The organism is Roseofilum sp. SBFL (genome assembly GCF_017746885.1).
Classification (GTDB): domain Bacteria; phylum Cyanobacteriota; class Cyanobacteriia; order Cyanobacteriales; family Desertifilaceae; genus Roseofilum.
This window is the reverse complement of sequence record NZ_JAGHZH010000106.1, coordinates 1-20,784: the sequence shown is the minus strand read 5'-3', so window position 1 is coordinate 20,784 and position 20,784 is coordinate 1. Positions and strand designations below refer to the sequence as shown.

The following is a 20,784-nucleotide window of genomic DNA, read 5'->3' as shown; positions in this document are numbered from 1 at the left end:
TATCAAATTTTCTCAGATTTGGAATATTTTTTTATATTTTCCTGAATTTATATGAATTCACATATAGCTTTGTGCATATATACTTGCATCTCTATGAATGGATTAAAAGTCTAGAAGCAGCTATTATACAATTAAGGCGAAGATAACTTGAATCTATACCCTTATATAGCTTTTGAGTCTTTCCGCCTCCTGGAGTACGTTACTATGTCTGAGGTTTCCCAAGTGTTTGAATATCCCCAAAGCCGTCAAGTCGATCGAGTTGATGATTACCACGGTACCCCAGTATCCGATCCCTATCGATGGCTAGAGGACTTAGAGTCAGAAGAAACCCAAGCCTGGGTTGAAGATCAAAACAAAATTACGTTTGAGTTTTTAGAACAAATCCCTACCCGGGAATCGCTCAAAAGTCGTCTTGAAGAACTCTGGAATTATGAGAAATATGCCATTCCCTCGAAACAAGGCGATCGCCTATTCTATTTTAAAAACTCCGGACTGCAAAATCAATCCGTTCTCTACTGTCTCCAAGAGCCGGATGCCGAGCCTCAGATTTTACTCGATCCTAATACTTTATCAGACGATGGTACAACGGCCTTATCCAGAATTGCTATTTCTGAAAATGGGCAATACCTCGCCTATGGCTTATCCCAATCCGGTTCTGATTGGCAAGAGTGGAAAGTCAGGAATATTGACAGCAAAGAAGATCTCGGGGACCATTTGAAATGGATTAAATTTTCTACGGTTACTTGGTCGAAAGATACTCAAGGGTTTTATTACAACCGCTACGCCGAACCCAAAGAAGGGCAAGAATATCAAGAACAAAACTATTACGAAAAACTGTATTACCATCGGCTCGGCGATTCTCAATCGGAAGATCAACTCATCTATGAGCGTCCCGATCAAAAAGAATGGGGCTTTTCTCCGACAATCACGGAAGATGGAAAATACTTACTGATTAGTGTTTGGCGCTCGACAGAACTGAAAAATCTGGTGTTTTATCAAGATTTAAGCCAAGACAACAGTCCCATCATTGAATTAATCTCTGAATTTGAAGACAGTTATCAATTTATTGGCAATCAAGGCTCAATCTTCTGGTTTATAACCAATTGGCAAGCCCCCAAGTGGCGAGTCATTGCGATCGATATCAACCATCCAGAACAAGAGAATTGGCAAGAGATTATTCCCGAATCGAATGATGTGATCGGCGAAGTGAGTTTGCTCAATCATCAGTTTGTGGTTCAATCGATGCAAGATGCTCATTCTCAAGTTAAGATCTATAGCTTAAAGGGAGAGTATCTAAAAACTCTTGCGTTACCTGGTTTAGGTTCAGTGAGTGGGTTTAATGGTAAACCGGAAGATACAGAAACCTTCTATAGCTTTACCAGCTATACAACTCCCACGACTATTTATCGCTATGACTTGCTGACAGGAGAAAGTACCCTGTATCGGCAACCAGAAGTGAACTTTAATCCGGATAACTATGAGAGTAAGCAAGTGTTTTATCCCAGTAAAGATGGCACCCAAGTTCCTCTCTTTATTACCCATAAGAAAGGGATTACCCTTGATGGATCGAATCCAACCTTACTCTATGGCTATGGGGGCTTTAGTATTTCACTGACTCCAGGTTTTTCAGTTAGTCATTTAGTGTGGATGGAGCAGGGAGGAATTTATGCAGTTCCCAATTTACGGGGCGGTGGAGAATATGGGGAAGACTGGCATCAAGCGGGGATGAAACAAAATAAACAAAATGTGTTTGATGATTTTATTGCGGCAGCAGAATGGTTAATTGAACAAAAGTATACGTGTTCGGAGAAATTGGCGATCGCCGGTGGCAGTAATGGCGGTTTATTAGTCGGCGCGTCTCTAACGCAACGCCCCGACTTATTTGGCGCTGCCCTTCCCGCTGTCGGTGTTATGGATATGCTGCGATTCCATAAATTTACCATTGGCTGGGCTTGGTGCGATGAATATGGCTGTGCCGATCATTCAGAAGATTTTGAACACCTCTATCGCTATTCCCCCTTACACAACCTGAAACCCGGAACCGCCTATCCTGCTACTCTAGTGACAACCAGCGATCGCGACGATCGAGTTGTTCCTTCCCACAGTTTCAAATTTGCTGCAGCTCTACAAGCTGCCCACAGGGCTTCATCTCCAGTCTTGATCCGCATTGAAACCAAAGCCGGGCATGGTGCAGGAAAGCCCACCAGCAAACAAATCCAAGAAATTGCTGATAAATGGGCATTTCTCACCCAAGTTCTCGGTATTGCCTAACTAGGTTCACGTCAAATCCCTTGGGAAACACAGCACCAGTGACTGAAGCCCCCTCTAAATTCGCCTGCGATAGATTGGATAGGGTAAAATCCGTATCCATTAACACCGCTTCGCTTAAATTAGCTTCGGTGAAATTCGTCCAGTAGAGTTGGGCGCGATAGAGGGTGGCTTGGCGCAAATCTGCCGAACGAAAAGAAACCCCCATTAAATTGCTCGATCGCAAACTCGCCTCTCGTAAAATCGCCCGGCGCAGAGACGCACCCATGAGAATGGCTTGACTGAGATCGGCCTGTTCCAAATCTGCCGTTTCTAACATGGATTGCGCTAAGATACTATGGGCTAATTTAGCCTGTTTAAGAATCGCCCCATTCAGGATAGCGTGGGTTAAATTAGCATATTCCAGAACCGTATGGTGCATAGAGGCATTGATCAATTTCGCCCGACTCAAACAAGCCTTTTGTAAATTGGCATGGTTTAAGATCGCCTCATTGAGATTACAGTCACTCAAATTCGCCCCTTGTAAATTTGCGCCTTGGAGATTCGTATCGCTCAGGAAGGCTTCGTGCAAAGAAGTTTCTTCAAAGTGTGCCCCAATAAGGTTGGCTCCTGTCAGCATGGCTTGATTCATAAACGCTTGACTAAAGGTGGCTCCCCCTAGGGTGGCTCCCGTCAAATTGACTTTGATCAAATTGGCTTGCGTGAAGTTGATTTCGCAGAGGTTGGCTTGGCGCAAGTCTGCGTTCGCCAAATTGACTTGGCAAAAATTCCGTTCTCCCGCACGATAGCGTTCTAGTAATTCTGAAGCCTTCATTGCGTGTTCCTCATCAATTGAGTTTTTGGAGAAATTGTGTTGTTGCTCTCCTGTTTTCAATCATATTCTGAGATTCCCTTGTGTACCAGGGTGGTGTGGGGTGTCGGGGGGATGGGAGGTTTTTATCCTATTGTTAAACGTTAACTTTTGACAATAGGTATAAAATCCTCTCTCCATCAGACTTTGAGCGATCGCCAAAAATGCCCCATGAACCCCCCCTGCGACAACCATGCCTGATGTCAATACAGTGGGATTGATCGAAGTTTTGGCGATCGCCTAAAATTCCCGCCTTCCGCCAGAATTATATCAAATTCTTAAATGTTGGCATCAATTAGGTATACAATCATGATTAATTATTAATGATTAATTGTTCCATGCGTTTGGGTAAAATCGTTAAATCTAATTCCCATTGTGATTATGTTGTCCAACTCGATGAAAAGCACGATTTGTTGAATCCACCGGAACCCGACGATTATGGGTTTGGTTGTTTTGTGAAGCTCGAAGATCTCGGCGATCGCCATTGGGCAGTAGGTTTAGTTTATAATTCCCAGTTGTTTAATCCCCAATTTCTGAATACGGGACCTCGATTGTCGAACGATCCCGATCCCTTCTTTACACCAGATTTGATTGTCGAAACACGGGTTTTACTGGGTACAATTTTAATTGGAGAGTTCATCCAAGTAGGCGATCGCCTCCATGGAGCGCAAGGAATCCCTAGGGTTGTAGTTCCCGTTAATACTCCAGTCTTTAAGATGAGTCCCGAAGAAATTTATCAGTTTCACTTAAACGCCCAAGGCCGCCCCCATTTAGGCTACTATGCTCATGTATTGCGCAGTGGGGGCATGTTTGCCTCGCAGTTAGTGCAACAAGTTATTGGCGAATTAATTGACCAAAATCTGTTTTCGGAAGCCGATCGAAGGGCGTTAGACATTCTCCGAAAGGAGTTAGCATGGAAGAATACATTAGGCTCGATTAAGCATTAATAACATCAATAAAAGTTTTGATTTTTAATAGATTATGATGCGCTTTAAGCTGTGGCAATGGATAGTTTTAATTACCCCGATCGCCTCGATCGCAATTTTACTGCTTATTGCCGCCGGGTTGCAGATACATACTTGGGGACTGAGTTGGATCTGGGCGATCTTTATCCTGGTGTTCTTGGGGTGGCGCTGGTTATTGGTGCTGTGGACTCGCCCCATGGTAGAGCAGGTGGAAGCAGCAGTTGCAGCCATCAGTGCAGATATGGAGGCAGTAACGGAAGAAACCCAGTCTGCCATTGGTAATGCGGAAGTCGGGGCACAGATTGAGACAGCATTAGAGACGATTCTCAAAGAGTCAAAAGGCGATCGCCCCATTTGGGAAGATCAGGTAACCTTTTTTCAACGTTGTCAAGCCGTAGTAGTGGCGGTGGCTGAGGCTTATGGGCAAAATACCCAATATCCTCTACTCAATATCTACATTCCCCAAGCCTATGGATTGGTTCAAGGAACCGTAGAGGATGTGGGACGTGCCATTAGCCAACTCTCTCCCGTTCTCAATCAGGTAACCGTTGGCCAAGCCTATCAAGCCTATGAAATCTATCGCAAGTTGGAACCCTCGGCGCGTAAAGTATTACAGGTTTGGGGTTGGGCGCAGTGGTTGCTCAATCCAGCCGCAGCCGCAGCAAGACAGGCGACGCGCAAGTGGGGCAATAAGGCAACTCAGGAGTTACTGGTGAACTTAGGTCAAATGTTACGGGAGTCAGCCCTGCGGAATCTCTGTCGGCAGGCGATCGCCCTCTATGGTAACGTAATCCCCCCAGACTTGAATGTTTCAGCCTCCGAATTAACCCTACCGAAAGCCAAAACCGAAACCCTACGCGCCATTATTGCTAAAGCGTCCCCAGAGGAGCAGATTGAGGAACAACCTCTGAATCTACTTTTAGTCGGACGAACAGGGGCAGGTAAAAGTAGCCTGATTAACACCTTATTTCAAGCAGAACGAGCGGAAGTGGATGTTTTACCCAGTACCGCCAAAATTCAGAATTATCAATGGCAGGAAGCCAATGGCGAGGGCTTACATCTTTGGGATACCCCCGGTTACGAGCAGGTCAACCGTCCCGATTTAGCCGAGCAAGTTTTAGAGTTTGGGGCTAAAGCCGATTTAGTCTTGTTAGTGACTCCTGCCCTCGATCCAGCCTTGCAAATGGATGTGAATTTCTTGAAGCAACTCCGGGAACAGAATGAGACCTTACCCATTATTACGTTTGTCACGCAAGTTGACCGTCTGCGCCCCATCCGGGAATGGTCGCCCCCCTATGACTGGCAATTTGGAGAGCGGCCGAAGGAGTTAGCAATTCGTGAGGCAACCGAGTATCGTCAGCAACAGTTAGGGCAATGGTGCGATCGCCTCCTGCCCCTCGTCACCGCAGATGCTCAAATCGGTCGCCAGGCTTGGAATACGGACAAACTCTCCGCCCTGCTCATGGAGGCGATCGGGCCGGTGAAAGAAGAGAGACTAGCCCGATTTTTACGCGATCGCGATGCCCGTACCCTAGCCGCCGCCAAAATTATCGACCGTTACACGTTCCAAATGGCGACGACTCAAGGCTTAACTGCACTCCTGAAAAGTCCCGTCCTCCGATTTGTATCAACAATTGCCACCGGTTCGCCAACCCTCGCCTATCTCCTCGCCGAACAAATCCCCATCGAACAATTACCGGTAGTGATTGGCAAGTTACAGATGTCCTACGATCTATTTTTACTCCTGAGTAATGACCCAGAGTTAGAAGTTAAATTTGAACTTTTGACCCTTTGGCCGCAACTGCTAGAAAACCCTGCAACCCCCGAAAAAAACGCCTGGGCCTTCGGTCATGCCCTGGTAGAATATTGGGTGCAAGGGTTGAGTATGGATGAGTTAGGCGATCGGGTCAAATTTTATCTAGAGACATAGTTTTCATCTAAGGAGCCTCCATCTTAAGTGAGAGGGTAACAGAATGTATGGTTGCAGGTGAAAAGGTTTCTCCCTACTCCATCTAAGGGCACTTTCTCTTCTAAGGGGAAATCATCCGTTATTCTAGAGATCGTGGAGAGTGAAAACCAGTATATCGACCAAGGGTAAACTAAACAGAACATGGATATTACGGAGAAACTCAACCGTCTACAGACCCTATTTACTCAAATGGATCGGGCGCTGATTGCCTATTCTGGGGGAATTGATAGTACGTTGGTGGCGAAAATTGCCTACGATCGCCTGGGCGATCGCGCCCTAGCAGTAACGGCTGAATCCCCGTCTCTGTTGCCGGAAGATCTAGAGGATGCTAAGGTGCAAGCAGCGGCGATCGGGATTACCCATAAAATTGTCCAAACCCACGAAATGGACAATCCCAACTATACGTCGAATCCGATTAATCGTTGCTATTTCTGTAAAAGTGAACTCCATGATACTCTCAAACCCCTAGCCCAAGCTTGGGGTTATCCCTATGTTATTGATGGGGTGAATGGAGATGATTTACAGGATTATCGCCCCGGAATTCAAGCGGCAAAAGAGCGAGGAGCGCGATCGCCGTTAGCCGAAGTTGGCGTAACCAAAGCTGAAGTTCGGGAAATCTCCAAATATCTGCAACTTCCCTGGTGGGATAAACCGGCTCAACCCTGTCTGAGTTCTCGCTTTCCCTACGGCGAAGAAATTACCCTCTCTAAATTACAACGGGTAGGACGAGCCGAGCGCTATTTACGGCAACTCGGCTTAACCCAAGTTCGGGTACGCTCGGAAGGGGAAAGTGCCAGAATTGAACTCCTCCCAGAACAGATTCAGTCTTTTGTTCTCTCCACCAATTTACCGGAACTGGTGAAGCAGTTTCAGGACTTTGGCTTTCTCTATGTCACCCTCGACTTAGAAGGCTATGTCAGTGGCAAACTTAATCGCGTGTTGGGGGAAGTCGCGAGGATTTAGCTCAAACGTTAAACACACAGAAAAAATCTATTTTCCGAACAACTATGGTTGCACTCTGATTTTTGATTGGAGTGTCGTTAGCTGTCATTAGAAAAACTTCTCCCGATCTTGGAAGGTAGAAAAAGACGGATAGAATAGAAACTATTAATAACCTTATGCGTAATTTAAGGCAATCATGATCGTCTCAATTCTTTCCTGGAAATTTAACTATTTCTTTAGACTAGCTCAAGAAATCGGCTATTCAAACTTTTTATACCGTTATGGATTGCGTGGCTTCCATAAGATCCTCAAACTCAATCAAAAAATGGTTTTATTCAACAATGTCGAAATGATATTACCTTTTGGAAGTCGGTTTGGTACAGAGCTTTTCCTGAAAAGAGAGAAGTTAGATTGGGGGTCAGAAGCTTTATTAACTCAGTTTTTAGATGGAGAAAAAGTATTTATTGATGTCGGTGCAAATATTGGATACTATAGCTTGCTTGCTGCTCCACTATCCCGTGAAGTTTATGCCTTTGAACCCGATCCAAGAGTCATTAAAATTCTAGAAGACAATATTTCACAATTTCAAAATTGTCACATTGTGAAAGAGGCACTTTATTCTCAAGTCGGAACCATGGAAATTTCTTTGAAAGCCATGCCTGAACTGAATTCACTGGTGAGAACTAAGATAGAAGATGAAGTTGAAAAAATGACGGTTAAAGTCAACACTTTAGAGAATTTCATGACCGAGTATCCTTCAGTAAAAGTTGCAGGGATTAAGACAGATGCTGAAGGCGCAGATTTTGAGATTTTATTAGGTGCGAAAAAACTACTGACCCGAGATCAACCCTTGGTTTTATCTGAGGCTTACCCCAATACAAAACTGCTGAATTTCATTGAATCTATTGGCTTTTCGTGTTATGCCTTTGTGAAACTAAAAGGCAAAGAGAATCATCAATCAAAGCCTCAATTGATGAGAATTGAAGAAAAACCGAAGAAGTACCGAACTAAAATGATTTTTATAGTTCCTGCTAGACTAGTGGCAGAGTTTGAAAAAATAGCACATCTCTAAATACAGCAGTTCCCCCGATCGCTATGCTTGACCAAATTGCTAAAGCCTTTAAACGTAAAGACTATCGTACAGCCCAAAACTTGCTGAAGAATTTCTTGCAAAAAGAACCCCGAAATCCCTGGGGACGACTGTATGCAGGACGATTGTATGAAGAAAAAAGGAAACTGGACTTAGCTGAATCCATTTATCGGCAATTATTACAGCAAGCGGAACATCCGAAAATTGTTTCTCAAGCTCGCTCTGGACTGGAACGACTGCAAAGCCAAAAAGAAGCTCAGGAACAGCAACAACGACAACAGGCAATCGCCAGAGTCAGCCAAGATCCAAACCAAGCCAAACCTGGCTTATTAATTATTGAACCGGTTGTTGGAGAAGCGCGTAAAGCAGCAGCGAAAGAATTTTCGCGGATCATGAACCTGGACTTTTATAGTGCCCAACGGCAACTCCCTGGACGGTTTTGGCGTTTGCATCGCACGGGGAATATAGGCGAATTGGGGATTTATGGTCAAGAATTGCGAGAGGTGGGAATTCCGGCGTTTTGGGTGAATTTAGAGAAAATTGAGCAGATCCGGGTGTTTCGGGTGCAGTCGATTTCGGAACTAGGAAAAACGGTTAGTATCATGTGCCATGATGAATCCAATCAGTTGGGAACTTTGAGTTTTGAATGGTCAGAAGTGGCACAACGGGTAGAGGGAAAGTTACCTGTTTTTGAATCAGTGGTGATGTTAGTGAGCGGAAAACAGGAGAGGGTGGAGCGCACTCAGGATTATGTTTATCTGTGTGATTTACATCTTCCCCAGAGAAATTGCTTACTACGGTTTTGCGATCGCTCCTTTGAATTTCATCATAGTGTGGGGATTATTCCCCCAGATACTCCTCGCTCTCAACTGAGTACCCGTCTTCAATGGAATAGCTTAATTCAAGTGATGATTCAACACCTCCCCCAGACTCCCCTTTGGTCAGATTTTACCCCTTTTGCGGAAACGGTCTTACAGGAAGCTAAAGTGGTGGCAGATCCGAGAGATTTGTTTGGGGAAATTCGGCCCTATATTGATATTTTCCGCAGAGCAGAAACAGAAACCAACTGGGATCGTGCTTTTGCCCTGTACAGTGGCTTAGTATTCTGCCGTGAAGCAGATTAAATATTCATGAGAATTGCAATTGCTCATCATGGGGCGATCGCCACGGCTGCGCTACAACGGATGTTAGAGGGTGTGGCTGACTACCAAGTGATTTGGACAGCATCGGATGGAGCAGAAGCAGTGGTTAAATGCCATCAAAACCGGCCGGATTTAATCTTAATGGATCTGGATTTGCCAGCGATCAATGGTGTAGAAGCAACTCGGCAAATTATGAAACAGTCTCCCTGTGCCATTCTCATTGTGACCGCAAATGCTAAACAAAAGGTGGCTCAAGTTTATGCTGCCATAGAACAGGGGGCGATCGATGCGGTCGATCGCCCGGTTTTAAGTGGCGTAACCCCCAATAGCGCCGATCTGTTGCTCTCTAAAGTTGCTAAAGTGGGTAAACTTCTCAAACCCGCTCCCTCCAAATCCTTCCATTCCCCCCCCAAAACGCTCTCCTCCCTTGGTAGCTATTGGATCGTCAACGGGTGGACCGAAAGCCTTAGCCACGATCCATTCCCAACTCCCCGTTAACTTTAGGGGATTTTTTTGCTATACCTCGTTACATTGCAAAGCGCTGTAACTTTTAATAATATGATGAAAACCCCCCTATCCCTCGATCCCTCCACCTTGCTATTGTTCAAGCAAGAATAAAACCCCCTGCTATGGAAGCAACGCTCCCTCAAGGTCGGCATCTGTCAAAATTGTACCAGTGAGATCGGCTCCGGTTAAATCCGCATGACTTAAGAGCGCTCCGGTTAAATCCGCATAGCTGAGGTCAGCATAGCGCAGACTCGCTTCTCGTAAATCCGTTTGAAACCCTTGCAGTCTTCGTCCTAATCCTAAATTGGCACGACAGAGAATGGCTCGATCTAAGTTCGCTCGGTGGAGAATCGTTTGGCTGAGATTGGCGTAGCTTAAGTTAGCTTCTGAGAAGATAACATCTTCTAAGTTTGTGGGTTGGTCAGAAGTGGGGCGAAAATCTGCATCGAGCAGAATGGCTTGGGATAGGTTAGCTCCTTTCAACGTTGCACCACAAAGACTCGCTTTGATGAGATTAGTACGAGTTAAGTTGGCTTGGTCTAACTTGGCTCCACTCAAATCCGTATCGCGTAAAATGGCTTGCGTCAAGTTAGCTTGCGTTAAGTTCGCTCCCCAGAGTAAAGCTTCACTGAGGTTAACTCCATTGAGTTTAGTGCCAGAAAAGTGGCTTTTTCCCAGTCGAGCTTGTCGGAAATCTGTGCCGGAAAAATCAGCATCAGAGAAATCGATCTCGACTAATTCTATATCTTTGAGGTCAAGTCCTTGAAATTGGCGATCGCCTCGATTATACCGTTCTAGTAGTTCAGATAGATTTACCACAGTTGTCCAACCTTGTTCTATTGCCACGATCGCAAACAATCTTTACTCTACCAAGGATGGCTACTTAATAGTATATCGATCGCCAGAACTCTTAGTTATTCGGCCAGAAGCGCTCCCAAAACAAATTCATGGGTACATAAATTACTGGGGCCCAAAGGCTACTGAGAATGGCTGAACATAGAGCAATTTGTTGATGAGCTAGCCAAATACTGGAGAAATCGCGATCGCCAATCAACACCAACTGAAGCGCAATCACCGTCTCCGCCAACAGCGTCATCCCAAAGGTGAGCAGAGCTACTGAAATAAAGTCCTCTTGGAAATACCGATCTTTTTGGAATTTACCCGTCAAAAATCCGACTAAAACCAATCCCAGCATATGAGTGGGTGAGGCATTAATCACCCCATTTTCTAAGAGGGGATAGGGAGACGTGAGGGCATCTTGGAGTAAACCTAAGCCTAAACCCGCGATCGCCCCTTGCCAAGCATTGCGCTTCAGACTCCAAACCACCACCCACACCAATGCCCAATTTACCCCAATTCCCAACAACTCCATACCCGGTAATCGGGTAAACATAATCAGGGCACACAACAGGATAGACAAGCCCGTTAGGCTAATATTAACCAAACGGCCCAAAGAAGCCAGGCGATCGAGCAATTGTTTTACCACAGTCTATTTCTACTCATTTAACTCATTCAACTCTAAATCCACAGCCGGTTTACCCTCAGAAACCATGACCCACTCTAAATGACCAATGGGAGCCGAAAACCGAACTTGTGCCTCTGGAGCAGGACTTTTTTTCAAATCTACCGACTCAACAATTCCAACCAATAAACCCGATTGAAAGCGAGGAGAATAGGGGGAGGTAAACACCTTGTATCCCGGTTTCACTTCCGGAACCTTATCAAAAAACTCCATCACCGCCTTACTTTGGCCCCTGCCATGCAAGATTCCCATATAACTGCGGTCTTTTCCGACTCGAATGGTTGCCCCTAACCGACTTGTAGGATCGCTTAAGAGTAACACTCGACTGGTATTTTCTGTAACACTAATGACCCGGCCGACCAAGCCTCCAGTACCCGTAACAATATAATCCTTTTCAATCCCATCCAGACTCCCTCGGCCCAGAGTAATTTGTTTCCACCAATGATCCGCACTGCGGCCAATAATGGGAGCAATCACCCCTTCCCGATTTGACTGTTCCTGATAGTCAATTAACTGCTTTAATCGGCTATTTTGCTGTTCGAGTTCTTCCACTTTCGCTTCTAACTCCAGCACCCGTGCCGTTGCTAACTGTTCTTGTTGAGGAAGATTTCCTTGGAAGGGTTCTACCAGACGGCCATAGAGTTCAAACACCAAAGTACCTTGAGTTTGACGCACATAGACCGCCAAACCCAGGCCAACCACCATCAGCACTAAGTTTAACCAATGTCTTTCCCACCAGCGACGAATTTGACGTATATACATTCACTTTACATCCGCGATCGCGCACTAAAAACCCGTTCTAACTGCTTAAAGTTTTCCAAAACTCTGCCCGTACCCAAAACAACACAACTCAAAGGATCGGCTGCCACATGGGTCACAATTCCCGTTTCATGGCTCACCAAAGTATCCAAACCCTGAAGCAGTGCGCCACCCCCAGCCAACATAATCCCTCGGTCGATAATATCAGCCGCTAATTCCGGAGGAGTCCGCTCTAGTGTCCGCTTTACCGCATCAATAATCATCGATAACGGCTCTGACATACTCTCGCGAATCTCACCCGCCTTAATGCTAACGGTTCTGGGCAAACCTGACAGTAAATGCAACCCCCGAACATCCATTGCCCCTTCATCAATCTCTGGGGTGGGATAGGCTGAACCAATTTGAATTTTGATATCTTCAGCCGTCCGTTCCCCAATGGTTAAATTGTGGACTTTTTTCATATACTGAATAATCGATTCATTCAGCTCATCACCAGCGACACGCACTGACTCACTAATTACCGTACCTTGTAAACTCAAAACGGCAACCTCTGTGGTTCCGCCCCCGATATCAATAATCATATTCCCCGTCGGTTCAGCCACCGGTAAGCCGGCTCCGATCGCCGCTGCTACGGGTTCATCTATCAAATATACATCCCTCGCCCCCGCTTGGGAAGCGGCTTCCATTACCGCCCGACGCTCTACCCCAGTGACACCTGAAGGAATGCCAATCACCATCCGTGGGGGGATCAATCCCTGTTTACCTTCATGCACCCGTTCGATAAAATGCTTAAGCATCAGTTCAGCCGTGTCGAAATCGGCAATAACTCCATCCCGCAAGGGTCGAAATGTCGTTACATTTCCTGGAGTCCGACCTAGCATTTTCTTTGCATCATCCCCAACTGCTAAAGGCGCTTTCGTTTCCGTATCTATCGCCACCACAGATGGCTCTTGCAACACAATGCCCTTGCCCGATACATAGACTAATGTATTTGCAGTACCGAGATCGATACCCATATCTCTTGAAAATCGACTAAATACGCCCACCTTTTTTTCTCTCCCGACTTCAATATGTCCAAATGTCTAGAATTGTAAAAATATAATAACTGACGTGGATTCTATTATGTTTTTGAGTTACCGTCCAGTCAGTTCCCCTAAATCTAGTCTGTATCCCCCCATTACCCCTTCGATTCGCTAAAGTAGATTAATTGTTCATCATTAGCAATGGTGTAATTCAAGATGGATCTCAATGTTGTACATTTAGTCGGTCGCGTCGGTATGGACCCAGATGTGAAATATTTTGAGTCAGGTGCGGTCAAATGCAGACTGACGCTGGCTGTCAATCGTCCCACACGGCGGACAGATGAACCGGATTGGTTTAATCTAAATCTTTGGGGCAAAACGGCTCAACTGGCAGCCAACTACGTCCGTAAGGGCAGACAGATTGGGGTCATTGGTCGATTAGAGATTAATCAGTGGCAAGATTATACGACTCAAGCCCAGCGATCGAGTCCCATCATTACAGTAGATCGCTTAGAGTTTTTAGGCTCTAAACGAGATGAGGAAGCACAAGGAATGCACAGCGAATTCTGATCTGTATCCAGTCGGCTGAATCAGTACCCAAGTCTTTAATATCGAATGTTTAGGGTAACCGAGGCTTCTACCTGTTGCTCACCCCCGATAACCGGGCTTGGGGCAGATTCTGCTCGTGCAAAGTTTCCTCGATCTAACTGGATAGGAGAGGGCGCGCTGGCGTGATTAATCTGAATACTAACAATACCACGAGAGGTAAGATTAAGGGCATCTAGAACAGTTTGGGCTTGTTGTTGAGCATCGGCAGTGGCTTGACGGAGAGCAACTTGTTGGGCTGCGGCAAGGGCTTCATCGGTGGCAATAAAGCTAATCCCATCAATACGAGTGGCTCCGGCTTGTACTGCGTCATCAATGAGGCTACCGGCTTTAGAAGTCTCGATGCGAAAGCTCACAGTGTTGGTGGCAGTGTAACCGATTAAGCGTTGAGTGCGATCGCTATAACTATAATTGGGCGTTAACCGAATACCAGTTGTTTCCAGGCGCTCCACTTGACGCTCTTGCAGCAACTTTACCACCGCTGAAGACTGTCGAGCCACTTGTGCCTGTACCTCTTGGGCAGTTTTTCCCTCAACCTGTACCCCTAAATTGACCCTAGTTAGGGTAGTAGGAATCCGTTCTATCCCTCTTCCGGTTACCGTTAAGGTTTGCAGCAGTTGCTGTTGTTCCTGAGCATTAACAGGTTTGGGGGTATAGAGATTTCCCATCAATACCGAAAACCCTATTACCCCTAGAACCAAAGGTAAGATAGACCAACGTCCCCAACCTTGGCTAGAAGTAGAACGGCATTTATGAATTGGATGCATCATGAGAGTCAATCCTCCTGAGAGTGTATCTATATTCTCTTAGTTTGTCTGACCGATCCCGATCCGAGGATACGGTTACCATTTTTGTAACTCTTGTCTATTCCCAACTCTTTACTCCCCATTTCAGGATATTTCTCCGTAGATCGCCCCCCTTCTGTTTACACAAACTTCATCAAGACCATTGACTTTATGACGTTTATGTACAGTTACCCTCATTACTCTTGAATTAGAGAATAAAAAGGTTTATAAATAAATTACTGAGGCGCAACAAACCGAAGCTGGTGGATTAACGACCTGCTCAGGTGAGTTATGTCAAGGGACTAAAAGATCGCTAACGTAGCTGATTCAAAGGTTTCTGTTCAGTAAAAGTGTTAACATAAACTCCTAGAACTTTTCTATACGGTTGTGCAGCGCGTGCATAGCCGTATTTTTTTTGATATATAGCAGTGAAAGAGTTGATTAGGACAGTGAGGTTATGGTTTGAGGCAAGAGGCAAGAGGCAATAGAAAATCTCCTAACTCTCGCTTTCTCTGCTATAGCTTCCGCTTGAAGGCACATTGACCTTAAGTAACTTGGCCTAGATTATAAATTATATGGCTTGACAAAAACAAAAAGGGATGAAACAGACCTCTCTTTTGAAACACCATAAGTCATACCATAGTGATACTACTGTAGAGGATAGGAATCAAATTTAAAAGCTTCATAAAGGCTGAACGAAACCATATAAAGGCTTCAATAAACCATAGAGTCGTTTGCTCAAACTTACCGAAACCCCTTGGCCACTGAATCCTATGACATTTGAGGATGTTCATCAATGGGTCTATCGGTCATAGTGGATATATCGGAACAATACAAAAAAAGTTACAGGAGTCCCGACTCAATGAATACAACTAAAACCTTAGCAATTACAGCTGCAACCTCTATTTTCGCTCTCGTTGCGACTCAGCCTTCCGCTCAAGCCTATCGCCTCTTCTTCGGAGAAGACTTAAACGAAGGTTGGAACACTAAGCCCTTATCCAGCACTCCTAAGGCTTCGGCAGCCCAAAACGACTTTCTCTCTGGGCTAGTCGGTTCGCAAGTAGAAACCTTTGAAGGCTTTTCTGATGGTAAAAAAGGGCCAATTAATCTTGATTTTGGCGCAGCGGGAGTAGCCACATTAAAGGGAAATGGAACGATTAAACACCAGGCATCTGGCACAACAGACTTCGGTCGTTATGCCACCTCTGGCGAAAAATTTTTGCAAGTTCAGCCCTATATTAATAGCTATGACCGTCATACTCGTCGGTTTTCCATTAACTTTAGTCAAGAGGTAGCAGCATTTGGCTTTAATGGTGTAGATATTGGGGACTTTGGCGGTCAACTTTCCCTGACTCTAAATTTGGCTAATGGCGGTCAAAAAACTGTAACAGTTCCCAATACCCGAGGCAGCAGTGGTAGGACGAGTGGTTCAGCTTTATATTTTGGACTCATTGCTGAAAACGATGATGAACTGATTAAGAGTGTCTCGTTCAACATGACTGCTCCACCACTGATCATGGCTCCCGAAGGGATTTCCCCCGAAGGGTCGTATGAAGATTTATTTGCCTTTGACAATATGACCATTGCTAGCAAAGCACAAGTGGCAGCTAAGACTCCTGAGCCAGCTTCTGTCCTGGGCTTGTTAGCGGTAGGTGCTATGGGCGCAGTCACTGGACTCAAACGTAAAGCGAACTAGGTCAGTAGACTTCAGTAAATATATGTGAATTTATCACTCTTGTCTATAGGTGTGTATTATACTGAGGTACAGTGAACTCAATACGCACCTATGACCAGTTTTGAGAAAGCTTTGCAGTTTATTGAACAACGGTGGCTACGGAAAACGGGTAAGCATTTAAGTCCTATTCAAAAAGCGATTCTCCACGGTTCCTGGGAAGAGGAAGCAATTCCTTATCATCAAATTGCAGTTCAGGAAAATTATTCCTCCCAGTACATTCAACAAGTGGCCGCTCCACAGATATGGCGTATCTTATCGGATATATTAGGGGAGCCGGTTAGTAAAAAAAGTTTTACTTCTGTAGTAAAGAATTATCTGGCAACCAGCAATCTAAACAATGGTTTACTTGAGGTTCCTGGAGATCGCCTCTCTCTTGACTCTGAGTTGTATATTAGTAGACCTATAGAGCAACTGGCTTTTCAAATCCTGTCTCATGCAGGAGGGGTTTTAAGTCTTGTGGGGTCTAGGAAAATGGGGAAAACTTCTCTGATGATTCGACTTGTGCATCGAGCAAGGCAAGAAAACCTGACGGTTGTTCCCTTAAGCCTGGAACAGGTTGACCCACAGTTTTTAAAGAATCTAGATCAGTTTCTACGATGGCTGATTTATGAGTTATATCATCGATTGAACCTGTCACTTTCTGAAGGCGATTTTTCTAGGGATGGGTTAGGATGTAAAGGACTATCGACTCATTTACTAGAACACTTACTAGAGCAAATTAACTCTCCTTTAGTGGTTGTCATTGACCAATTTGATTTATTATTCAATAATCTTCCAATTTCTACTGATTTCTTACGCTTGCTGAATTATTGGTATGAAGCTTCAGGATATGGATTACCAGAAAGTGATGCTTGGCAAAAATTACGATTTATATTAGTGACGAGTACAGATATTTATGCTGAACTTAATCTTAAAAGTTCTCCTATACGAACGGGGAAATCGATTAAAATGCCTTACTTTACAACTTTAGAAGTAGATGAATTGACACGCCGCTTTAGTTTACAACTCACCTCTTCTGAAGTTGAGGAATTGGTACAGCTTACAGGAGGGCATCCTTATCTGGTAGGCTTGAGTTTATATGCTAGTTCTGAACATTATCGCAGTTTCAAAAGTTTTTTGAAAGATAGTCTTGATGCAGAGCTGATCTTCCACAAACATTTACATTTTTATGGGCAAATTCTCCAAAAGAATATTACTCTCTTACATGGGTTTCAAGAGGTCGTTCAAGCTCAAGAAGCTGTAAGATTATCCCCATTTCTGGAGTTTCAGCTCGAAAGTTTGGGTTTGGTGAAGTTGGGAAAGAATGGGGTAACAGTAGCGAATGGGCTATATCGTCGGTATTTTGGAGATCGTCTTTAGATTGGCTTAAATAGATACGGCTTCACGGAAAGGTGAGTGATAAAGACAAAGTATTATCAGCTTACAATCCACATATAGCGTAAAACTTAAATTTTGTCAAACTCTATCACTAAATGTGGAAAATGGAGTACATTAGAATCTTATCACTTCATTGATTCCCCTATGATGCAACCAACTCTCTCCATAACAGACCCTACTCCTCACACAACCCCGATTCATGTGATTAAGCGAAATGGCACTCGTGCAGCTCTAGATGTCACTAAGATTCGCGCTGTTGTAGAGTGGGCTTGTTCGGGAACCCAGGCTAATCCGATTCCTTTAGAGGCTGGATTAACAACTCGTCTACGCAATGGGGTGACGACTAGGGAAATTCAGGAAAACCTCATCAATTGTAGCTTAGAGTTGTGTTCTCCGACAGAACCGGATTGGCGTTATGTGGCGGGACGGCTGCATATGTGGAGTCTGTGGAAAGATACTCTAGCGGGTAGGGGCTATCAATATGGTGATTATCCGCAAACGGTGGCTCGTAAGGTAGCAGCGAATGAGTATGATGAGCGAATTTTAACCTATACTCCCGATGAATTAGAAATTGCGGACAGTTGGATTAATCCCGATTGGGATACGGATTATGATTATGCTGGGGCAACGCTGTTAACTAAGCGGTATTTGCTCAAGGATGAGTTGCCGCAAGAAGCGTATCTGACTTGTGCCCTTCTGCTCGCGTCGGTGGAGGAACCCCAAAACCGGTTGAAGTGGGCGAAAAAGTTTTATGAGGCGATCGCCCAACGGAAGATTTCTCTAGCTACCCCCATCTTAGCTAACCTGCGGATTCCTGGGGGTTCTCTGTCGAGTTGCTTCATTACTGCCATGGATGACAACCTAGAGAGCATTTACGAAACCTTAACCGATACTGCCCGCATCTCCAAAAATGGTGGCGGTGTAGGGGTAAACGTGAGCCGTATTCGGGCAACGGGATCTTGGGTAATGGGTAAATCCAATGCTTCTGGAGGAGTGGTACCGTGGATTAAATTGCTTAATGATACAGCGATCGCCGTGAACCAAGGCGGAAGACGGGCGGGTGCAGTTACCGTCAGCCTCGATATTTGGCATTTGGATGCCTTGGAATTCCTAGAAATGCAAACTGAAAACGGGGATCAACGGCGCAAAGCCTATGACATTTTCCCCCAATTGGTGATTGCCGACGAATTCATGAGACGGGTTATTGCCAAACAAGATTGGACGTTAGTCGATCCCTATGAAGTGAAAAACAAGCTGGGCATCGATCTGCCCATACTCTGGGGTGAAGAGTTTGAGCAAGCTTATAAAACCATTGAAGCGGAAGTTGGCCGTACCCTGAACCTGTATAACCGGATTAATGCCAGGGAATTCTTTAAGACGATCATGCGTACTCAGGTAGAGACAGGTATGCCTTATCTGGCATTCAAAGATACCATTAACCGCGCTAACCCGAACTCGCATCAAGGCTACATTCCCGGCGTTAATCTCTGCTGTGAATCCTTCAGCAATGTCAGCCCTGGGATTGAGGCTCATTGTTGCAACTTGAATAGTCTCAATTTTGCCACCTTAGAGATAGAAGAACTACCTGACATTTGCCAAACGGCAGTACGGATGTTAGATAATACCATCGAAATTACCCATCCTCCGTTCTCAGCCAGCAAAACCCATAATCAGAAATATCGCACTATTGGTGTAGGAGCTATGGGATTAGCCGATTGGTTAGCCAAACGCCAGCTCTCCTATGAAGACTTGCCCCAAATGAGTCATTTATTTGAAGAGATGGGCTATTGGTGTACCCATGCGTCCATGGAATTAGCTAAAGAGCGTGGTGCTTATAATAGCTTTGCTGGGAGTCAGTGGAGCAAAGGAAATTTAATTGGTGCTAAACCAGTAGACTGGTTTCGGGAAAACTCCGAACAGCCCCAACGTTGGGAACAATTATCACAAGATATCCAAACATACGGCATTCGCAATTCCCATATTACGGCGATCGCCCCCAATACCTCCTCGTCCCTCGTCCAAGGTTGCACCGCCAGCATTCTTCCCACCTATAGTCGCTTCTTCTACGATAAATGGGCAAAAGGCAGCGTACCCATTGCTCCCCCGTTTATCACTAATTCCTTTTGGTACTACCAAGAAAACAAACACTTGGAACAGAAAAAAGTAGTTGCTGCTGTCTCCACTATTCAACAATGGATTGACACCGGTATTTCCATGGAACTCCTCTTCAATTTGAATACCGGTATCTATTTTCAGGATGAACCAGAACGCACTCTCAAAGCCAAAGATATTTTTGAAACCTTAATCATGGCTTGGGAACAAAAATGTAAAGCGGTATACTATGTCCGAACCGTACAACGGGATGACTTTAAAGAAGGATTAACCGATTGTAGTTCTTGTGCCAACTAACTCCATATTTGCAAAAAATGGACAATGGAAGTAGATTATAAACTGCTTCCATTTTTTTGTCATTCACTCCCAATCAGTCTACGAATATGATGAATCACAAACACCCAGTTGATCGCCAAAAAATGACGGTTAACCCAATTTTCAACCCTGGGGGAAATGACGATACCGAACATCGAACCATTTGGTTTGGTGAAACCACTAATCTCATGCAACTCAATGATGTTCGATATCCCTGGGCAGTCAGTCTTTATAAAATGATGAGGGAAAACTTCTGGATTCCCGAAAAATTGGATATTACCCAAGATGTGGTTGATTATTGGAATTTAACCCCAGAAGAAAGGAAAGCATTTGATGGGATTTTGTCCTATTTAACGTTTTTAGATTCTGTCCAAACCTGCAATATTCCTCATTTAAAAAGTACGGTTACTGCCCCAGAAGTGAGTTTGTGTATGGCAGAACAAATTGCCCAAGAGGGGATGCATAATCAGAGTTATCAATACATGATAGAGACGATTATTCCGTCAGAGAGAAGGAATGAAGTATATGATTTCTGGCGCACCGATAAAGTATTGAAAGAGCGGTGTACGTTTGTAGCAGGACTCTATCAGCAATATATTGACGATCCTACCCCAGAAAATTACTTCGTTTCTTTGGTGGCAGATTATGTTTTGGAGGGGCTTTATTTTTACAATGGTTGTGCGGCTCGTTCTGGTGAAATGAATTAGATTGCTCTCGATCAATTCAAGGAAGTAGGCGAGGTTCTTTACAGAACTTCATGGATCTAGAGTAGGGATTACCGAACCTAGAATGGAGTAATTCAGGAACCTTGACAACTC

Annotated in this window: 18 protein-coding genes and 1 pseudogene; 12 read left to right on the top strand and 7 right to left on the bottom strand. The window is 44.8% G+C overall.

Annotation, left to right across the window (positions count from 1 at the left end):
- Nucleotides 1-204 precede the first annotated feature (204 nt).
- Nucleotides 205-2,271, top strand: coding sequence for a prolyl oligopeptidase family serine peptidase (locus J7545_RS11875; RefSeq protein ID WP_318699621.1), 2,067 nt, complete (start codon nucleotides 205-207; stop codon nucleotides 2,269-2,271).
- On the opposite strand, the gene J7545_RS11870 is transcribed toward J7545_RS11875, so the two are convergent.
- Complete coding sequence (locus J7545_RS11870; protein ID WP_318699620.1) at nucleotides 2,246-3,082, bottom strand: pentapeptide repeat-containing protein; 837 nt, start codon at nucleotides 3,080-3,082, stop codon at nucleotides 2,246-2,248. The two genes, J7545_RS11875 and J7545_RS11870, sit on opposite strands and share 26 nt — an antisense overlap.
- 60 nt (nucleotides 3,083-3,142) lie before the next feature.
- A complete protein-coding gene (locus J7545_RS11865) occupies nucleotides 3,143-3,313 on the bottom strand; it encodes a hypothetical protein (protein WP_318719594.1) in 171 nt (56 codons plus the stop codon).
- A gap of 143 nt (nucleotides 3,314-3,456) precedes the next feature.
- On the opposite strand from J7545_RS11865, the gene J7545_RS11860 reads away from it, so the two are divergent.
- The 6 genes from J7545_RS11860 (at nucleotide 3,457) to J7545_RS11835 (ending at nucleotide 9,724) form a co-directional block, all read left to right on the top strand.
- Nucleotides 3,457-4,065, top strand: a complete 609-nt coding sequence (locus J7545_RS11860) for a hypothetical protein (protein ID WP_413038717.1) — start codon at nucleotides 3,457-3,459, stop codon at nucleotides 4,063-4,065.
- Between the two features lie 34 nt (nucleotides 4,066-4,099).
- The gene (locus J7545_RS11855) at nucleotides 4,100-6,013 is read left to right on the top strand and encodes a GTPase family protein (RefSeq protein ID WP_318699618.1); all 1,914 of its coding nucleotides are present in this window, start codon (nucleotides 4,100-4,102) and stop codon (nucleotides 6,011-6,013) included.
- 180 nt (nucleotides 6,014-6,193) lie between these two features.
- Complete coding sequence (gene larE / locus J7545_RS11850; RefSeq protein ID WP_318699617.1) at nucleotides 6,194-7,015, top strand: ATP-dependent sacrificial sulfur transferase LarE; 822 nt, start codon at nucleotides 6,194-6,196, stop codon at nucleotides 7,013-7,015.
- Nucleotides 7,016-7,190: 175 nt separating this feature from the next.
- On the top strand, nucleotides 7,191-8,066 hold the full coding sequence (locus J7545_RS11845; protein ID WP_318699616.1) for an FkbM family methyltransferase: 876 nt from the start codon (nucleotides 7,191-7,193) through the stop codon (nucleotides 8,064-8,066).
- 23 nt (nucleotides 8,067-8,089) lie between these two features.
- Complete coding sequence (locus tag J7545_RS11840) at nucleotides 8,090-9,208, top strand: tetratricopeptide repeat protein (RefSeq protein WP_318719593.1); 1,119 nt, start codon at nucleotides 8,090-8,092, stop codon at nucleotides 9,206-9,208.
- Nucleotides 9,209-9,214: 6 nt separating this feature from the next.
- Complete coding sequence (locus J7545_RS11835; RefSeq protein ID WP_318699614.1) at nucleotides 9,215-9,724, top strand: response regulator; 510 nt, start codon at nucleotides 9,215-9,217, stop codon at nucleotides 9,722-9,724.
- A gap of 129 nt (nucleotides 9,725-9,853) precedes the next feature.
- Here J7545_RS11835 and hetL read toward each other — a convergent pair whose 3' ends face one another.
- From hetL to J7545_RS11815, 4 genes are all read right to left on the bottom strand, one after another.
- Complete coding sequence (gene hetL, locus J7545_RS11830) at nucleotides 9,854-10,579, bottom strand: heterocyst differentiation pentapeptide repeat protein HetL (protein ID WP_318699613.1); 726 nt, start codon at nucleotides 10,577-10,579, stop codon at nucleotides 9,854-9,856.
- A gap of 64 nt (nucleotides 10,580-10,643) precedes the next feature.
- Nucleotides 10,644-11,219 (bottom strand): rod shape-determining protein MreD, encoded by a 576-nt coding sequence (mreD, locus tag J7545_RS11825; protein ID WP_318699612.1) that lies wholly within the window; start codon nucleotides 11,217-11,219, stop codon nucleotides 10,644-10,646.
- A gap of 9 nt (nucleotides 11,220-11,228) precedes the next feature.
- Nucleotides 11,229-12,017 (bottom strand): rod shape-determining protein MreC, encoded by a 789-nt coding sequence (gene mreC / locus J7545_RS11820; RefSeq protein WP_318699611.1) that lies wholly within the window; start codon nucleotides 12,015-12,017, stop codon nucleotides 11,229-11,231.
- 5 nt (nucleotides 12,018-12,022) lie between these two features.
- Complete coding sequence (locus J7545_RS11815; RefSeq protein WP_271945225.1) at nucleotides 12,023-13,060, bottom strand: rod shape-determining protein; 1,038 nt, start codon at nucleotides 13,058-13,060, stop codon at nucleotides 12,023-12,025.
- Between the two features lie 192 nt (nucleotides 13,061-13,252).
- Between J7545_RS11815 and J7545_RS11810 the strand changes: the two genes are divergently transcribed.
- A complete protein-coding gene (locus J7545_RS11810; RefSeq protein ID WP_318699610.1) occupies nucleotides 13,253-13,606 on the top strand; it encodes a single-stranded DNA-binding protein in 354 nt (117 codons plus the stop codon).
- Between the two features lie 35 nt (nucleotides 13,607-13,641).
- On the opposite strand, the gene J7545_RS11805 is transcribed toward J7545_RS11810, so the two are convergent.
- Entirely contained in the window at nucleotides 13,642-14,409 is a 768-nt protein-coding gene (locus tag J7545_RS11805; protein ID WP_413039289.1) for an SIMPL domain-containing protein, read from the bottom strand.
- Nucleotides 14,410-15,289: 880 nt separating this feature from the next.
- On the opposite strand from J7545_RS11805, the gene J7545_RS11800 reads away from it, so the two are divergent.
- The 4 genes and pseudogenes from J7545_RS11800 to J7545_RS11785 all read left to right on the top strand — a co-directional run.
- Nucleotides 15,290-16,123 carry a PEP-CTERM sorting domain-containing protein gene (locus J7545_RS11800; RefSeq protein WP_318699608.1) on the top strand — a complete coding sequence of 278 codons (834 nt, stop codon included), beginning with the start codon at nucleotides 15,290-15,292 and terminating at the stop codon, nucleotides 16,121-16,123.
- 90 nt (nucleotides 16,124-16,213) lie between these two features.
- Nucleotides 16,214-17,521, top strand: a complete 1,308-nt coding sequence (locus J7545_RS11795; RefSeq protein ID WP_318699607.1) for an AAA-like domain-containing protein — start codon at nucleotides 16,214-16,216, stop codon at nucleotides 17,519-17,521.
- A 162-nt stretch (nucleotides 17,522-17,683) separates the two neighbouring features.
- A complete protein-coding gene (locus J7545_RS11790; protein WP_318719591.1) occupies nucleotides 17,684-19,948 on the top strand; it encodes a ribonucleoside-diphosphate reductase subunit alpha in 2,265 nt (754 codons plus the stop codon).
- A gap of 122 nt (nucleotides 19,949-20,070) precedes the next feature.
- Nucleotides 20,071-20,643 (top strand): annotated as a pseudogene (locus tag J7545_RS11785) (ribonucleotide-diphosphate reductase subunit beta); the annotation flags it as partial.
- Between the last annotated feature and the right edge of the window lie 141 nt (nucleotides 20,644-20,784).

What these genes read in the sequence shown, in the direction of transcription:
- J7545_RS11865 (WP_318719594.1), bottom strand. Translation starts at nt 3,313, where the DNA reads ATGGTTGTCGCAGGGGGGGTTCATGGGGCATTTTTGGCGATCGCTCAA.
- J7545_RS11790 (WP_318719591.1), top strand. Translation starts at nt 17,684, where the DNA reads ATGATGCAACCAACTCTCTCCATAACAGACCCTACTCCTCACACAACC.
- J7545_RS11870 (WP_318699620.1), bottom strand. Translation starts at nt 3,082, where the DNA reads ATGAAGGCTTCAGAATTACTAGAACGCTATCGTGCGGGAGAACGGAAT.
- J7545_RS11800 (WP_318699608.1), top strand. Translation starts at nt 15,290, where the DNA reads ATGAATACAACTAAAACCTTAGCAATTACAGCTGCAACCTCTATTTTC.
- J7545_RS11840 (WP_318719593.1), top strand. Translation starts at nt 8,090, where the DNA reads ATGCTTGACCAAATTGCTAAAGCCTTTAAACGTAAAGACTATCGTACA.
- J7545_RS11860 (WP_413038717.1), top strand. Translation starts at nt 3,457, where the DNA reads ATGCGTTTGGGTAAAATCGTTAAATCTAATTCCCATTGTGATTATGTT.
- J7545_RS11795 (WP_318699607.1), top strand. Translation starts at nt 16,214, where the DNA reads ATGACCAGTTTTGAGAAAGCTTTGCAGTTTATTGAACAACGGTGGCTA.
- mreC (WP_318699611.1), bottom strand. Translation starts at nt 12,017, where the DNA reads ATGTATATACGTCAAATTCGTCGCTGGTGGGAAAGACATTGGTTAAAC.
- J7545_RS11855 (WP_318699618.1), top strand. Translation starts at nt 4,100, where the DNA reads ATGATGCGCTTTAAGCTGTGGCAATGGATAGTTTTAATTACCCCGATC.
- J7545_RS11805 (WP_413039289.1), bottom strand. Translation starts at nt 14,409, where the DNA reads ATGCATCCAATTCATAAATGCCGTTCTACTTCTAGCCAAGGTTGGGGA.
- larE (WP_318699617.1), top strand. Translation starts at nt 6,194, where the DNA reads ATGGATATTACGGAGAAACTCAACCGTCTACAGACCCTATTTACTCAA.
- J7545_RS11810 (WP_318699610.1), top strand. Translation starts at nt 13,253, where the DNA reads ATGGATCTCAATGTTGTACATTTAGTCGGTCGCGTCGGTATGGACCCA.
- J7545_RS11845 (WP_318699616.1), top strand. Translation starts at nt 7,191, where the DNA reads ATGATCGTCTCAATTCTTTCCTGGAAATTTAACTATTTCTTTAGACTA.
- J7545_RS11875 (WP_318699621.1), top strand. Translation starts at nt 205, where the DNA reads ATGTCTGAGGTTTCCCAAGTGTTTGAATATCCCCAAAGCCGTCAAGTC.
- J7545_RS11835 (WP_318699614.1), top strand. Translation starts at nt 9,215, where the DNA reads ATGAGAATTGCAATTGCTCATCATGGGGCGATCGCCACGGCTGCGCTA.